At 73.0% G+C, this 15,068-nt stretch carries 13 protein-coding genes; 1 reads left to right on the forward strand and 12 read right to left on the reverse strand.

Annotation, left to right across the window (positions count from 1 at the left end):
- The first annotated feature begins 75 nt into the window (after window positions 1–75).
- On the forward strand, window positions 76–1,296 hold the full coding sequence (locus VKK44_RS09815; RefSeq protein WP_343446560.1) for a cytochrome P450: 1,221 nt from the start codon (window positions 76–78) through the stop codon (window positions 1,294–1,296).
- A 124-nt stretch (window positions 1,297–1,420) separates the two neighbouring features.
- Here VKK44_RS09815 and VKK44_RS09820 read toward each other — a convergent pair whose 3' ends face one another.
- From VKK44_RS09820 to VKK44_RS09875, 12 genes are all read right to left on the reverse strand, one after another.
- Window positions 1,421–2,434: an aldo/keto reductase gene (locus tag VKK44_RS09820; protein ID WP_343446561.1), complete on the reverse strand. Its 1,014-nt coding sequence runs from the start codon at window positions 2,432–2,434 to the stop codon at window positions 1,421–1,423.
- Window positions 2,435–2,438: 4 nt separating this feature from the next.
- The gene (locus VKK44_RS09825) at window positions 2,439–3,143 is read right to left on the reverse strand and encodes an HAD family hydrolase (protein ID WP_343446562.1); all 705 of its coding nucleotides are present in this window, start codon (window positions 3,141–3,143) and stop codon (window positions 2,439–2,441) included.
- Window positions 3,144–3,198: 55 nt separating this feature from the next.
- A complete protein-coding gene (locus VKK44_RS09830; RefSeq protein ID WP_343446563.1) occupies window positions 3,199–4,434 on the reverse strand; it encodes a beta-ketoacyl-[acyl-carrier-protein] synthase family protein in 1,236 nt (411 codons plus the stop codon).
- Window positions 4,434–4,673 (reverse strand): acyl carrier protein, encoded by a 240-nt coding sequence (locus VKK44_RS09835; protein WP_343446564.1) that lies wholly within the window; start codon window positions 4,671–4,673, stop codon window positions 4,434–4,436. The genes VKK44_RS09830 and VKK44_RS09835 overlap by 1 nt, the downstream gene beginning before the upstream one ends.
- Before the next feature lie 13 nt (window positions 4,674–4,686).
- The gene (locus VKK44_RS09840; protein WP_343446566.1) at window positions 4,687–5,715 is read right to left on the reverse strand and encodes a beta-ketoacyl-ACP synthase III; all 1,029 of its coding nucleotides are present in this window, start codon (window positions 5,713–5,715) and stop codon (window positions 4,687–4,689) included.
- Entirely contained in the window at window positions 5,712–6,797 is a 1,086-nt protein-coding gene (locus tag VKK44_RS09845; protein ID WP_343446567.1) for an AfsA-related hotdog domain-containing protein, read from the reverse strand. Before VKK44_RS09845 ends, VKK44_RS09840 begins: the two co-directional genes overlap by 4 nt.
- Window positions 6,794–7,975, reverse strand: coding sequence for a hypothetical protein (locus tag VKK44_RS09850; RefSeq protein ID WP_343446568.1), 1,182 nt, complete (start codon window positions 7,973–7,975; stop codon window positions 6,794–6,796). The genes VKK44_RS09845 and VKK44_RS09850 overlap by 4 nt, the downstream gene beginning before the upstream one ends.
- Window positions 7,972–9,576, reverse strand: coding sequence for a DUF6182 family protein (locus VKK44_RS09855; protein ID WP_343446569.1), 1,605 nt, complete (start codon window positions 9,574–9,576; stop codon window positions 7,972–7,974). Before VKK44_RS09855 ends, VKK44_RS09850 begins: the two co-directional genes overlap by 4 nt.
- Window positions 9,573–10,244, reverse strand: coding sequence for a dTMP kinase (locus VKK44_RS09860; RefSeq protein ID WP_343446570.1), 672 nt, complete (start codon window positions 10,242–10,244; stop codon window positions 9,573–9,575). The genes VKK44_RS09855 and VKK44_RS09860 overlap by 4 nt, the downstream gene beginning before the upstream one ends.
- Complete coding sequence (locus tag VKK44_RS09865) at window positions 10,241–11,143, reverse strand: UbiA family prenyltransferase (protein WP_343446571.1); 903 nt, start codon at window positions 11,141–11,143, stop codon at window positions 10,241–10,243. The genes VKK44_RS09860 and VKK44_RS09865 overlap by 4 nt, the downstream gene beginning before the upstream one ends.
- Window positions 11,140–13,866, reverse strand: coding sequence for a PEP/pyruvate-binding domain-containing protein (locus VKK44_RS09870; RefSeq protein WP_343446572.1), 2,727 nt, complete (start codon window positions 13,864–13,866; stop codon window positions 11,140–11,142). The genes VKK44_RS09865 and VKK44_RS09870 overlap by 4 nt, the downstream gene beginning before the upstream one ends.
- An 825-nt stretch (window positions 13,867–14,691) precedes the next feature.
- Window positions 14,692–14,907, reverse strand: a complete 216-nt coding sequence (locus VKK44_RS09875; RefSeq protein ID WP_343446573.1) for an MbtH family protein — start codon at window positions 14,905–14,907, stop codon at window positions 14,692–14,694.
- Window positions 14,908–15,068: the final 161 nt, after the last annotated feature.

The following is a 15,068-nucleotide window of genomic DNA, read 5'->3' on the forward strand; positions in this document are numbered from 1 at the left end:
GCATCGAACGCCACGCTGATCGAACAGCTGTACGGCGACGCTTTCCGTGGAGGAAGCGGGCGAATGGAGCGGGGCATGAGCGATGGCAGCGGCACCGACGTGACCGACATCTACGACTACCGTGCCGAGCGCGACGGCAGGTCACCGTTCCATCCGCCGGTCAGGTACCAGATGCTCCGCGACCAGAGTCCGGTCAGCCAGGTCACCATGTGGGACGGCAGCAAGGTCTGGTTCATCACCAGGCGGGACGACGTCCGCGCCGCGCTCGCGGATGAGCGGCTCAGCGCGGACAACCGCCGTCCGGGCTTCCCGCTGTTGAGCGCCGGGTCGGAGACGCTCACGGAGGACAACCCGACGTTCGCCCGGATGGATCCGCCCGAACACACCCGGCAGCGCGCCATGGTCAACGCCGACTTCACGCAGCGCTCGGCGGCCCGTTGGCGGCCGCGGATCCAGCAGATCGTCGACCGGCTGGTGGACGATCTGCTGGCGAAGTCACCCCCCGCCGACCTGGTCGCCGAGCTGGCCGAGCCGCTGGCGGCGCAGGTGATGTGCCTGGTCCTGGACATCCCGTACAGGAAGGAGCTGTTCCTGCGGATCGCCTCGACGTTCGCCGACCACTACGTCGGCCAGGACAAGCTCGACGGGGCGAGCGACGAGCTGACCGACGTCATCGTCGACGTCCTCGAGACCAAGGCCGCGAATCCCGGCAACGACCTGCTCAGCCGCCTCATCACGCAGCACGAGGCGAACGGCGAGCTCAGCCGGGCCGACATCATCGGCATGACCCGGGTGATGATCGTCGCCGGGTACGAGCCGGCGGTGCACGGGGTCTCCCTCGGCCTGGCCGCCCTGTTCTTCAACCCGGACCAGCTGGCGTTGCTGCGCGACGACCCGAGTCTGATCGCGGGCGGCCTGGGGGAGTTGCTGCGGTACAGCACCAACTTCCACACCGGACTGCCCAGGATCGCCGTCGGCGACACCGAGATCGGGGGACAGCCGATCAGGACCGGCGAGGCGGTGCTGGTCTACCTGCCGACGGCGAACTTCGATCCGCAGTGGTATGACGATCCCGACTCGCTCGACATGCGCCGGACCAACGCCGGCAACGTGTCGTTCGGCCATGGACTGCACCGGTGTCTCGGACAGCACGTGGTCAAGATCGAGATTGAGGCGGTCCTGGAGACGCTGCTGCGCCGGATTCCGGGCATGCGGCTGGCCGTCGAGCCGGACCAGCTTCCCTTCCAGCGCGAGGCGGCCGTCTACGGGGTGTCCGAGCTGCCCGTGACCTGGTGATCCCGGCCGCCGGACGGGCGTCCGGCGGCGGGGAGCCCGCCCGGCGTGGCTGAGCCGCCGGCCGGATGCCCGCCCACCGCACCCGTCAGCGCGGACGGGTGCGGTGGGCGGGCGGGCGTCGGTGTCAGTCCCGGCGGACGGCGGCCATGGTCAGCCCGGCGTCCCGGGAACCGGCCACCCGGGCGGCGATCGGCTCCAGCTCGGCCAGTTCCCCCTCGGTGAGCACGAGGTCGGCCGCGGCCACGTTCTCCGTGAGCCGGGCCCGGCTCCGGGTGCCGGGGATCGGCACCACCGTCAGGCCGTGCACGGCCTGACGGTGGTGCACCCAGGCCAACGCGACCTGCGCCGCCGTGGCGCAGCGGGCGGCGGCGATCCGGTGGACCGGGGCGAGCAGCGCCGCGTTGTGCCCGGCCCGGTCACCGGTGAAGCGCGGCATGTGCCGCCGGAAGTCGTCCGGGGCGAGCTGGTCGACGCTGGTGACGGCGCCGGCCAGGAAACCCCGGCCCAACGGCGAGTACGGCACCAGCGCCACGCCGAGTTCCGCCGCCGTCGGCACGACCGTCGTCTCCACGTCCCGGGAGAAGAGCGACCATTCCGACTGCACGGCGGCGATCGGGTGCACCGCGTGGGCGGCCCGTAACTGCGCGCCGGTGACCTCGGAGAGGCCCAGATGCCGGACCTTGCCCTGGGCGACCAGCTCGGCCAGGGCGCCGACGGTCTCCTCGACCGGCGTCCCCGGTGCGACCCGGTGCACGTGGTAGAGGTCGATGGTCTCGACACCGAGACGTCGCAGGCTCGCCTCCACGGCGCGGCGGAGATATCCGGGTGAGTTGTCGACGCCCCGGTAACGGGGGTCGTCCGCCTTCCGGACCAGGCCGAACTTGGTGGCGATGACGACCCGGTCCCGGTTGGCCCGGACGAACGGCCGGAGCAACTCCTCGTTCCGACCGTGCCCGTACGCGTCGGCGGTGTCGAAGAGCGTCACCCCGAGCTCCAGCGCCCGGTCGAGGGTCCGCAGTGACTCCTCGACGTCAGTCGGGCCGTAGAACTCGCTCATTCCCATGCAGCCGAGCCCCTGCCGGCCGACCGGTGGGCCGGTGGCGCCCAGCGCGACGGACCGGGGAGTCTGTCGGGTCATCGGGTCATCGGCCCGACCAGAGCGTGCCGGCGGCGAGCTCCTGGTCGACGGTGCGGAGCAGGTCGGCGTCGATCTTCCGGATGTCGTCGACCTGGTACCGCACCCCGGTGGCCACCATCTCCTCCCGCTGGAAGTTGTGCGGCATGCTGGCCGGCACGCCGATGAAACCGGTGCCCAGCGCCTTGGCGACCTCGGCCACCCGGTTGATGTCGTCGACGAAGACGACCTCGTCGAACTCGTAGCCGAAGATGTCCCGGACGATCTCCTTGGTGCCGGGCCGGAAGTCGTTCACGTCGACGTACGGGATCTCGGCGTCGAAGTACCCGGCGAGGTGGCCGAGGTACCTGTCGAAGGTGTACTCGCGGTTCCGGCCGCCGTAGCACACCACCCGTACGCCGACCTCCCGCAGCGTGGCGAGCAGCTCCTCGGCGCCCTCGGTCACCTCGACCGGGTGCGTCCTCAGGTACTCCTCGCGGTGCGCGAAGAACGCCGCGATGGTCTCCTTCGCCGACCAGGGGAGCTTGCAGGCCAGGGCCATGTTCTGCCCGGCGGCCAGTTGCGGCGAACCCCAGACGTGCCGCTCGACGTGGGCGGTGTACGTCCCGCCGTGCATGGTCACGAAGCTCTCGATCACCGGGCTGTACGTGTCGTTGAGCACCACCCCGTCGCTGTCGAGGGCGACGAGACGAATCTTGTCCAGCTTGCTCACTTCTTCTCCAGACGGTCGGTCGGTCGATGGGTCGGTCGTTCGGGCGGGTGGCGGGTCACGCCGCGGTCAGCACGAGTGCGGCGTTGTGCCCGCCGAAGCCCAGCGACGTGCTCACCGCCACGTCGATCCGGGCCGGTCGAGGCGCACCGCTCACCACGTCGATGTCGAGTTCCGGGTCGAGCCGGCCGAGGTTCGCGGTGGGCGGGACGCTGCCGTGTGCGATGGCGAGGGCGGTGTACCCGGCCTCGATCGCGCCGGCCGCCGCCAGGGTGTGCCCGGTCACCCCCTTGGTCGAGGTCACCAGCGGCCGGTCGCCCAGCACGCGGTGCAGCATCCGACCCTCGGTGACGTCGTTCAGCGGGGTCGAGGTGCCGTGGGCGTTGACGTGGTCGACGTCGGTGGGGCCGAGCCCCGCGTCGGCCAGCGCCGCCCGCAACGCCTGCTCGATGCCGCGTCCCTGCGGATCCGGAGCGGTGGCGTGGTACGCGTCGGTCGCGGCGCCGTAGCCGCGCACCACCGCCCGGGTCCGGGCGGCCCGGGCCCGGGCGTCCTCGACCCGTTCCAGGACGAGCACGCCCGCGCCCTCCGCGACGACGAACCCGTCCCGGTCGGCGTCGAACGGCCGGGACGCCTCGGCCGGCGCGTCCGCCCGCCGGGACAGCGCGCCCATCCGGCTGAGCCCGGTGACGACCAGCGGGGTCAGTGCCGACTCGGTGCCGCCGGCGAGCACGATGTCGCAGGCCCCGGTGCGCAGCAGGTCCCGCGCCACGCCGACCGCCGTCGTCCCCGACGCGCAGGCGGTGGCGGTGACCAGGCTGGGACCCCGGGCGTCCAGGTCCAGCGCGACGTATCCGGCGGCCATGTTGACCATGTACATCGGAATCAGGAACGGCGACACCTTCCGCGGCCCGCCCCCGGTCAGCGCGGTGTGCTGCCGTTCCAGGGTGCCGGCCCCGCCGAGCGAGTTGCCGAGGACCACACCGACCCGGGCGCCGTCCCAACCGCCGGGCTGCCAGCCGGCGTCCCGGGCGGCGGCCCGGGCCGCCACGATCGCCAACTGCGCGAACCGTTCGAGCTGCCAGGACGCGAAGCCGCCGAGCGCGGCCTCCGGCTCGAACCCGGGCACCCGGCAGCTGAGGGCGGTCGGCGCGTCACGGAGGCTGTCGTCGACGCGCGCGCAGCTCAGCCCCGACCGGATCCGCTCCCAGTTCGCCGCCACCCCGATTCCGGCCGGGGTCACCAGGCCGAGGCCGGTGACCGCCACCCCGAAGGACGCCCGGCGGTCCGCCATCAGGCGACCGCCTGTTTGGTCTCGACCAGCCGCGCCGCGTCCCTGATGGTCATCTCGTTGGTGAGTTCCCCGTCGTCGATCGCGATGTCGAACGCGCCGTCGAGCAGCAGCCCGAGTTCCACGATCACCAGCGAGTCGATGTCGAGTGACTCGAAGGTCATGTCCGGCTCGATGCCGTCCGGCACCAGTTTCAACTGGGTCGCCAGCACCTCGATGATCTGGTCTTCGATTGTCTTCATCCGTATGCTCCCGCTAGCTCTTGTCAGTTCCGCCAGGTCGTACCGCCCGGCACTCCGGCCAGACGAGCGCCACCGACCCCCAGGTGAGTCCGCCCCCGAAGCTGGCGAGCACCACCCGGTGCCCGGGTCGCACGGCGCCGGCGGCGACACCGTCGGCCAGTGCCAGGGGGATGGACGCGGCCACCGTGTTGCCCACCCGGTCGATGTTGGTGACGAACCGGTCCACCGGCTGTCCGAGCCGGGTGGCGACGGCGGCGATGATCCGCAGGTTGGCCTGGTGCAGCACGAACCGGTCGACGTCGGCCGACGCCCAGCCGGCCAGTTCGGTGGTGCGTCCGATCGAGGCCGACATGTGGCGTACCGCCTCGGCGAACGCCGCCCGCCCCTGCATCTCGAAGTAGGTGTCCTCCGGCTTGACCGGCAGGCCGGTGGAGCGCTGGCGAGATCCGCCCGCGCGCACCTGGATGAGCTCGCTCCGGCCGCCGTCGCTGCCCAGGCTCAACCCGTGCAGGGCGCCCGGCTCGTCGGCGGTGCCGCTGCGCAGCAGCACCGCTCCCGCCCCGTCGCCGAAGACGGCCCGGGTCGTCCGGTCGTCCGGGTCGAGGATCGTGGAGAACGTGTCCGCGCCGATGACCAGCACACTCGTCGCGGTGCCGGTGGCGATCAGGCCCGCCCCGGTCGCCAGGGCGTACACGAACCCCGCGCAGACCGCCGCGACGTCGAACGCCGCCACGCCGGCCAGGCCGAGTCGGCTGGCCACCTCGGGCGCGGTCGCCGGGCAGGGCCGGTCCGGTGTGCTGGTCGCGACCACGACCACGTCGGCGCCGGCCGCGCCGGCCGACGCCAGGGCCCGCCGGCCCGCCTCGACCGCGAGGTCGCTGGTGGCCTCGCCCGGCGCGATGACGTGGCGTTGCCGGACGCCGGTGCGGGTGACGATCCAGTCCTCGTCCACGCCCAGGCACGCCGCGAGTTCCCCGTTGGTCACGATCCTCGGGGGCACCCACGCGCCCAGCCCGGCGACCACCGCCGCCCGCCGCGTCACACCTGCCCCCGGTCCGTGGTCGAGGGGGCGGTGTCGGCGTCGAGCGCCATGGTGAGACCCATCCGCGCGATCTCGGCACCGCCCTGGTGGAACGTCACGTCGACCGGTCGGGACGCCTCCGCGGCCCCGCCCGGGTCCGCCGCCGGTCCGTCGGCCCCGGCCGGTACCGCCGTCAGCGCGACCGGTCGGTCGAGTTCCGCGTAGGCCGAGAACGACGCGGTCATCCGGCACATGACGGTGCGGTGCGCCGCGCCGCCGCCCCACTGCGCCGTCGCCAGCGTGGCGAGCTGCCGCGCGGCCTCCAGGAGCACCATTCCCGGCACGTGGTCGTGGTCGTGGTCGAAGAAGCTGATGTTCTCCACGGGCACCCGCAGGCCGGCGGTCACCGCCCGTTCGGCGGTCCGCACGTCCAGCAGCACGGTGTCGGTGGCGCGGCAGCGGCCGACGCGGTGCGGCGCGGTCAGCTCGCCGGCGTCGCCCGCCGGGTCCAGTCGGGACGACCTCGGCGGCGGCCCGCCGCGCCCCCGGGACCGGACCACCGTGTACGCGTCCGGGGCCAGGTAGCCGACCGCCATGCGGACCACGCCGATCCGGTGGCCCGCGATCCGGAGGGTGAACTCGTAGTCCAGCCCCCGCACCCGGCCCCCGACCCGGCGGGGGGCACCGGTGGTCACCGTCATCCGCAGTTCGGTCGGGCCGGACGCCGGGTCCGACAGCGCCGCCCCGAACCCGGGCCGGAACAGCTCGGCGGACCAGCCCCGGAGCACGAAGGCCGCCTGCGGCTCGACGTCGAAGAGCACGTGGGCGGCGTACGTCTCGGCCTGCCGGCAGCACTCGACCAGCAGCACCGGGTCGAGCAGCCGGTTGGCCGCCCCGGTGTGCCCGGTGTAGTACGGGTGGACGGCCGGCAGCAGGGCCGCCGCGACGAAGCCGTGCGGGCCCACCGGCCGGACGTCGGTCAGGAACACCTCGGTCAGGTTCCGCCGGTGCAGCACGGACCGGTCGACTGTACGCGCGAAGTCCAGCGACTCCGCGGCGACCAGAAGCTCCCGGTCGGCGGTCGCCACCGCCACCCCGGTCATCGCCCACCGCCCACTGTCGCCCGGGTGCGGACCGGGCCGGTCACCGCGTCCAGCAGCGCGCCCACCGGCACGGTGGGTTGCCGGCTCATCAGCGTGGTGGCCACCCGGTACGGGTCCGCGTAGCCGCGCCGGGCGGTCAGCGCGCCCCACAGCCCGGCCGGGACCGGCCCCCCGGTCGTGCCCTGCTCGTCCCGACCGGCGTGGGTGTCGAGCAGCCGCTGCGCGCGGCGGATCCACCGCCTGAGCTGGAGTGCCGAGTAGCTCTCCCGGGCGGTGCGCCCGAGCCCGGCGATCAGGTACAGCCGCAGGCCGAGCCGGAACGCGTCGACGCCGTACTCGTCGACGAACCGGTCGGCGATGGCGTCCAGGGTGTACCCCTGCCATCCGCCGAGACGGCTCGACTGTGCGACGCCGTCGATCGGCACCCGGGGCACCTCGAACCGGACCACGCGGGCGCCGAGCGCGGTGAGGATCTGGCTCACCGTCTGGTAGTCGGTGCGGAGCTGTTCGTCGTGGGCCAGCACCACCAGGTCGTGGTCGGCCAGCAGCGGCACCAGTTCCCGCAGCAGGTAGAGCAGGTAGTTGGGTTGCCCGTCCGCGCCGAGGACGACCCGCAGCGAGTGGCCCGCCGAGGTCGCGTCCAGGTACACCGGAGCGCCCAGCGGACGGCCGTCGATGCAGAGGTTCCGGCGGACGAGCAGGTCGAGCAGGTCGGCCTCGCCCATCAGCTCGGGGCCGTGCCGGCCGAGCTCCGGGTCGAACATCCCCAACAGGTCGTAGTGGTCCTGCCAGATGTCCAGGAGACGGGCGCTGGCCGGGTGGAGCCAGCCGGCCTCGGCACGCCGTACCGTCGGTTCGATCGCGGCGAACGGCAGCCGCGGCGTCTGGTGGTACGCGACGTACAGCTCGCCGATCTCGACCTCGCCCAGACCGGTGTACGCCGTCCCGGGACGGTGCCGGTCGAGGTAGTCCCAGAACCCCGCCACCTGCTGGCTGCCCGCGTACGCGCCGTGCTGGTACGCGACTGTCACGTCGGCGAAGAGCGCGCTGACCCGGACGATCACGTCCAGGGACAGCAGGTACTTCAGGTGGGTCGGCGTCAACGGCTTGGTGGGGCTGACCGTGACCGGCGCCAGCAGGATCCGCGACCCGGCCCCGGTCGGGAGCGGGTGGGTCATCGGTCCGCCGCCGACTCCTCCAGCGCCTTCCGGAGGCGACCGACCACCTCCTCGGCCTCCACCGGCGTGCAGTAGCCGGGGTCGGCGATGAAGGTACGGCCGGCCACGCCGCCGACGGTGCGGGGCACCATCCACAGGTGGAAGTGTTCGGTGCCCTCCATGCAGGAGAAGATGTGGATCCGGGGCGCCCCGGTCACCTCCTTGAGCGGGCCGGTGAACCGCCGCACCAGGGCGCCGATGCCGGCCGCCTCCTCGTCGGTGAAGTCGGCGTAGTCGAGGAAGTGCCGGCGGGACTCGATGAGCAGGGTGCCGAGCGGCCAGTACGGCGTGGGCCCGTGGCCCACCCGCCACGTTCCGTCGTCCACGAGGTGTCCGCCGGGCGGTGTCGGGAAGCCGGCCCAGGCGGGCACCGGCAGGCCGGCGTACTTGGCGCAGACGAGGCACTGGCGCTCCTGCGGCGTGCGCCCGCTGAGCAGCCGGGTGAACGGGTCGCGGACCCGGGCCAGTGGCTCCAGCTGCGCGTGCCGGCTGTACCAGGCGTCGAGTTCGGCGGCGGTCGCGGCCGGATCGGTGAGGTGCGGGGTCGCCGCGTCGGCCCAGCGGTCCCGTGCCTGCTCGCCGGTCAGGCCGCTCAGGCGGGCCACGTCCTGCCAGGACCCGCCGGTGCTGCGCAGGTAGCCGACGATCGCGTCGTGCAGTTCGGGGACCTCGGTGCCGAGCAGGCTCCACAGCCTCGGGGCCAGCGGCTCCTCCCCGTCGGGGGTGGCGACCGCCAGGCGCAGCGCCTCGGACAGCGCCTGCAACCGCGCGGACAACGCCAGGCGGGAGAGGTCGGCCTCGGTGAAGTCCGGTGCATCCATGTGTGTCCTCATCATTCGGTCGGGCGCACGGCCGCCCGGCTCCGGTGAGAGCCAGGCGAACAGGCGAAGTGCCGGGGAGTCGCGGCGGGCGTGGTGGACCCGCGCGTAGCCGGGCTCGGTGCGGACCAGTCGGGCGTCGAGGTCCGTCCGGTGGATCAGGCGCAGTGGCTCGTCGGGGTGCAGGGCGCCGCGCAGGACCGACTCGGCCAGGGTGTGGTGCAGGTGCACGAGGTACTCGGCCAGGGTCAGCGACCGGACGGCCAGGTGCAGTTCCCGGTGGGCGCGGGCCGGTGCCGGTGCGGCGGCCGGCTCGACCGCTGGGAGGTCGATCCGCTCCGGCAGGGGCGGCAGCACCCCGGTCACCGGCTTGAGCAGTCGGCTCAGCCCCGGTAACCGGCCCGCCGGGAAGGGACCCAACCAGGCCGCGCTGCCCGCCGGGGCGACGACCCGGGCCGGGGTCCGGGCGGTGAGGTTGGCGGGGTTGCCGAACAGGAACCGGGTCCGGGTCCAGGACCGGCGCCAGGCGTCCGCCTCCCCGTCGGACAGCCCGGCGGCGAAGCGCCGGGCGCCGCGTACCAGGTCGTCGAGGTCGACGCTGCGCAGCAGCACCAGCACGGTGCAACCGCCGGTGTCGTCCGCCGGCCGGTGCGGCTCGTGGCCCACCCAGGCGGCGCGGGCGGCGAGGAGTTCGGCCAACCGGTTCTGCGACGGTGGTCCGTCGAGGTCCACCGGGGTGCTCACCGGCCCACCGCCCGGCTGCCCGCCATGGCCACCGCGGGCTCACGCATCGTCGTCAGGACCGCCGCGACCACCTCGTCCGGCGGCGCCGCGCCGTCGACGATCCGCACCGGCAGGTCGCGGACCTCGGCCAGGAGCGCCGCGCGCAGGTCCGTCTGCAGGCGGACGAAATCCGCTCGGCCGACGGTCGGTCCGTAGTGCTCGAACCGGTTGACCCGGGTGCCGTCGCCGCTGCGCGCCCAGGCCGTCTCCGCCGGCACGTCCAGGTAGAGGACCCGGCCGGGCTGCGGGAACGAACGCCAGTAGTCGAACGTGGGGGTGTGCTCCACACCGAGCAGGCGGCACTTGACCAGAAGCTTGTAGTAGTACGAGTCGATGACGACCCGGTCCGCGCCGGCGGCCCGCGCCAGTTCCTCACGGAAGTACAGCACGATCGGGTTCAGCACCGACACCACGAGTTCCGGGGAGTAGCGCTTGCCGGCCCACCCGAACGCGTCGGTGATCCAGCTGCTGCGTAGCTGACGGATCAGCGGGTACGGCCCGAGGTACCGCTCGTCGTAGGAGATGACCCGCCAGCCGTGCTCGTCGTGCAGGCGGCGCAACACCGTGGACTTGCCGGCGAGGTCCGGCCCGAGCAGTGCCCAGAACCCGGTGCCGTCGGAGCGGATCACGCTGATGCTCCCTTCGTCAGCCACCCGACTGCGAGATAGCTCGCGTACATCACCGGGATGTAGGCGATGGTGGGGCCCACCGGCCAGCGGGGCGCGCCGGCGACGAACCGGGACGCCGCGGCCACCGGCAACGCCAGCGGCGCCAGCGCCAGCCAGCCCCAGGCGTGCCCGGCGCCGGACTGCCACGGCCGCAGCAGTCCCAACACGATGCCGGTGGCGAGGACCGCGGCGCCGAGCGCGACGGCCGTGGTCCCCCACGGACCGAGGACCGTGCTGTACGTCCGCTCTCCGGCCCGGGGCCGGCGGGTGGCCTTGCGGCCGAACTCCAGGCACACCCCGCTGAGGGTGACCGCCACGATGGCGAGCACCCCGGCCAGGTCCGGCCGCCGCCCCTGGGCGTGCAGGAAGCCGGCGTACACGTAGATGCTGAGCAGCGGCTGGATCGGCAGGTTCACGGCGAGGTGCAGGGCCAGCCGGTCGCCGGAGGGCCAGCCGTACACCCGGTCCAGGGTGATCACCACGGCCGCGTAGCCGAGTTGCCCGGCCAGCGCGGCCAGGACCACGCCCCGGCCGGCGTTGAGCAGCAGCAGGGCGGCGGCGCCGAGGGCGACGAGGAGCATCAGGTCCCGCTCCCGGACCACACCGGCGGGCAACGGCCGGTGGGGGTGGTGCCGGCGGTCGTACTCGTGGTCCCGGATGTCGTCCATGGCCCGCAGCAGCAGCATGCCGACCACCAGCGTGACCGCGGTGACGGCGAGCCCGCCGTCGGGACGCCAGCGTGGCACCTCGGTGACCGCCGCGAAGAGGGCGGTCAGGCCGATCGCCCAGGAGAGCATGAACGGCAGGTGGACCGCCGGCGGGTACGCGGCGGCCACGTACCGCCCCCAGCGGCCGGTCACCGGACTCCGTCCAGGATCCGCACCGTGCCGGCCGTGCCGTCCACCTCGATGAGGCTGCCGTCGGTGATCCGGGCGGTGGCCCGGTCCACCGCCACCACGGTGGGGATGCCGAGCATGCGTCCGGTGATGGCGGTGTGCGACAGCAGGGTGCCCCGTTCCACCACCAGCGCCTTGGCCGAGAGCATCAGGTACAGCCAGCCGGGGTCGGTCTCCCGGGCGATCAGGATGTGGTCGCGGCACTGCTCGGCGTCGATCGACGGTTCGAGCACGATCTTGGCCGGGCCGCGGACGACGCCGGAGCTGGAGGCCAGTCCGGTGAGGACGTCCGTGTCCGGTCCGACGGGTGTGCCGGGCCCGGACGCGGCAGCGCCGCCGGTGGCGCGCACGCCGGCCAGGGCCACCGCGAGCGGCAGGTCGGGATCGGTGCGCAGCCGGGTGGGCAGCGGGTCGGTGTCCGTCCAGCGGGCCCGCTCGGCGGCCCGGACCGCGGCCAGCCCGCGCAGGTCCGCGCCGGCGAGGGTGCCGTCGAAGGCGCCCAGCACCTCGTCGACGGTGAGGTCGACGACGTCGCCCGGCCGGTCCAGGCGGCCCTGCGCGGCCAGCTCCGCACCGAGGCGCATGAGCAGCACCCGGGAGTCGCCGAAGAGCTGGCTCCGGCAGAACCGGGTGTCCTCCCGAACGTTGATCAACGCACGCATGGTTCGGCCCAGGCCCCGCAGCACGGCGCGTTTCACCGGGTTCCGGCACCGCTCGCGCAGCTCGCGTACCGCCTGCTCGTGCGCCTGACGCCCGGCGGCGCGGCTGGCCGCCACGGTGAGTCCCCGGGTCAGGTAGGCCCGCACCGGCTGGAGGACGCTCCACGGCTCGTCCCGTGGGGCGGGCGTCTCCAGCTTGAGGTCGTGCATGCCCCGGTCGCCGTGGTGGCGGAGGTGTTCGCGCAGCGCCGCCAGGAACCGTGCGCCGTGGCGGCCGGCGACCAGGTCGTCCCAGACCTGCCCCGGGTCCGCGCCGGACCGCAGCGCCGCCTGCGTGTCCGGGTCCTCGGCGGCGGTCGCCGCCAGGGCGATCGCCGAGTGCAGCGCGGCGGTGGAGCGGTTCTCCGGACCGCCGCACAGCAGCCCGTTGAGCAGGCTGCGGTCCGCTCCCGGCACCCACCGGCGCAGCAGCCCGTCGGTCGCCCGGGTCGCGGTGAACAGGAAGATCCCGTTGACCAGGGTGACCCCCCACCGGCGGCTCACCTGCACCCACAGCGTCCGGTAGGCGTCGACCATCTCGCGCGGACGCCTGGCCGCCACGTCGGCGAGGCCCGCGTGGTGTCCGTCCCACCAGCGGAGGAAGCGGCGGACCCGCCACGGGTGCACGACCAGCCGGGCGAGGATCTCCAGCACGTCGAGTGCGTCGGTGAGTCGGGAGCCGCGCCGCCCGCCCGGCGCGCCGTCGCGCCGGGCCGTCGTCCCGTCGCGTCCGGTGCCGGTCGCGGCCAGCCCGAGGGACCGTTCCCAGGTGGACCAGAGAGGGCGGAAGCACCGGATCATGCTGTGCAGGTGGTACCAGCAGTCGAGTTGGTAGTAGATCCGGCCGTCGAGGTGCCCGATCATCCGCCGCAGGGTCGGTCGCTCGCGCCGCAGGGTGCGGGCGGGCACGCCCATCCGCCGGTAGAGGTCGGTGAACCCGACCTCGTACAGTTCCCGGGCCACGGAGTAGGTCAGTGCGCAGCTGATGCCCGGGAAGCTCTCGGTGACGTTGTTGTTGTCCCAGAGCAGTGCCGGGGTTGCCGCCTGGTCCGGGGTGTGTTCCGGTGTCGCGACCGGCCGCGCCTGGACCAGGTGGATCGCGCCGTCCCCGGTGATCGTGCCCTCGATGTCCTGTGGCGCGTGGAAGCGGGCCTCGACCCGTCCCGCCAGCTCCGCGATCGCCGCCAGGTCGGCGTCCGTGAGCACCGGCTCGGTGGCCAGTTCCGGGGGTACCGGTAGGTCGACGGGCCCCTGGTCGTGACGGGCCGGGTCCCACCCGACCGACCTGGTCTTGACCGTCACGTGGGGCTCGACCGCGCCGGTCGCCGGGTCCACGAAAAAGTGGTCGACATCGGCTTTCTCCTGGACCACCCCTTCGCCGATGCCATATGCGGCGGCGATCACCAGCCGCGCCGCGCCGTCGCGTGGATCGCGGGTGAACGCGACGAATGACCGGGTGCCCATGGCCATTCGTTGAATCCCGACCGCGATTCGCGCGGCGAACGGGGCGTGGCCCCGGCGGGCGCGGTAGAGCACTGCTTCCGGGTTGAACGCGGACGCCCAGCAGGCGACGAGTCGTTCGGTGACTCCGGCCCGCCCAACGTACAGGAAACTGTCACTGAGCCCGGCGAACGGATCCTCCGCCGAATCTTCGCCCGACTCCTGCTGATTCGGTCGAGGCACCGCGCACGCACGCACCGCCACCAGTTCATCCGGTCCGGCGATCTCGTCGAAGTGCGTGCCTATTTCATCGAGAAGCTCTGATGGAATTGTCAGGTTCCGGACTCTCCGCCGAAGCTCTTCCGCGCGCGTGAGCAGCGCCGCCGTCGACTCGGTCGACACGGCTCGGGCATCGGTCAGGACAGGGCCGACGACCTGGTCGAATACGGTCGCGGGCACACACAGCAACGGCGGTACGGGAAATCCGTCCCGGGCCAGCTCGGCCTGCCTGGCGAACTTGTGGCCCACCAGCTCCGGGTCGATAATCATCGATCCACTTTTGACTAACCACACACTGCTGGGCCTTCCTCACGCATGCGGAATTAGCCCGACTGTCCGCCGGGTGGGCGCGTCGCACATTCGCGGTGATCATGCACGACGTGGATCTCCGATTCAAGGCCCGAAACAGAAAGCCGTGCGGATCCGCAACCTGAGGTGTCCAGACAGGTCCGACAAAACGCGATGACGTGTGAACCCGGTGTCACGCCCTGTCCGCCGGATGGGCGCAGCTCGTTGATGCCGCATTCCCACTGTTTGCGGGGGAGGGTGGAGAAAACGGCAGGGCAATGCCGGACAGCAGCGACGAACCGGGCGTCCGAACTCGACGCTCCGCCGAATTTTGTTTGCCATCGGGATTACCGATGCGGCTATACGTCGCTGACGTGCGCCGATGCGGGATATCCGCGGGGCGGAGCCCGGCGGGTGGGCGGGCCGGCTACCGGTCGTAGCGGACCCGACCGGTGTGGTCGTCCTCGACGACCGGTCCGTCGGCGCGGGAAGAGCGGCGGCGGCTCCCGTGCCGGCCGGGTGGGCGGCGCGGGCAGCCGGTGCCGCCCTCCGCTACGCCGGTGCGCCGGCCCGGACCGCCGCCGAGGCGGCCCGGGCGAAGACCCGCACCGTCGTGGTCACGTACCCGGCGGTGCGGGCGGACCGGGCCGTCGTGGTCCCCGACGGCCCGGCAGAACGGGTCGGCCGCCCGGTCGACGCGGGCGGGGACGGGCCGGCGGGCCGGCCGGTTCCGGACGGCGCGCCGGCCCGGTCCGCCGTCCGGCGACGGCGCGTTCGCCGCGACGTCCGGTGGTCACCGACCCGATGTCAGCCAGCCGCCTCGGTGGCCGTGACGAGGCTGGTCGGGCGCATGTCGGTCCAGTTCTCCTCCACGTACGTCAGGCACGTCTGACGGGAACTGGCCTCGACCACGGTGCGCCAGCCCTCGGGCACCTCGATGTCCGCCGGCCACAGCGAGTGCTGGTTCTCGTCGTTGACCAGCACCAGGTAGTTGGCTTCCTCGTTCTCGAACGGGTTCGTCATGACTTTCCTTCCGTGTCGCTGAGCGGATACGGTCGCGTCGTCCGCGCCGGGTCCGAGGAGACCTGTCGAATCGCCGTGGTGAAACGCCACATTCGACCGCCATGTCATGGTAATGACCGCCGTGGTGTCGTTTCCATCTCGCGAATTGCCGAACCGGATGG

The sequence above is a fragment of the Micromonospora sp. DSM 45708 genome (genome assembly GCF_039566955.1).
In the GTDB taxonomy this organism is placed as follows: Bacteria; Actinomycetota; Actinomycetes; order Mycobacteriales; family Micromonosporaceae; genus Micromonospora.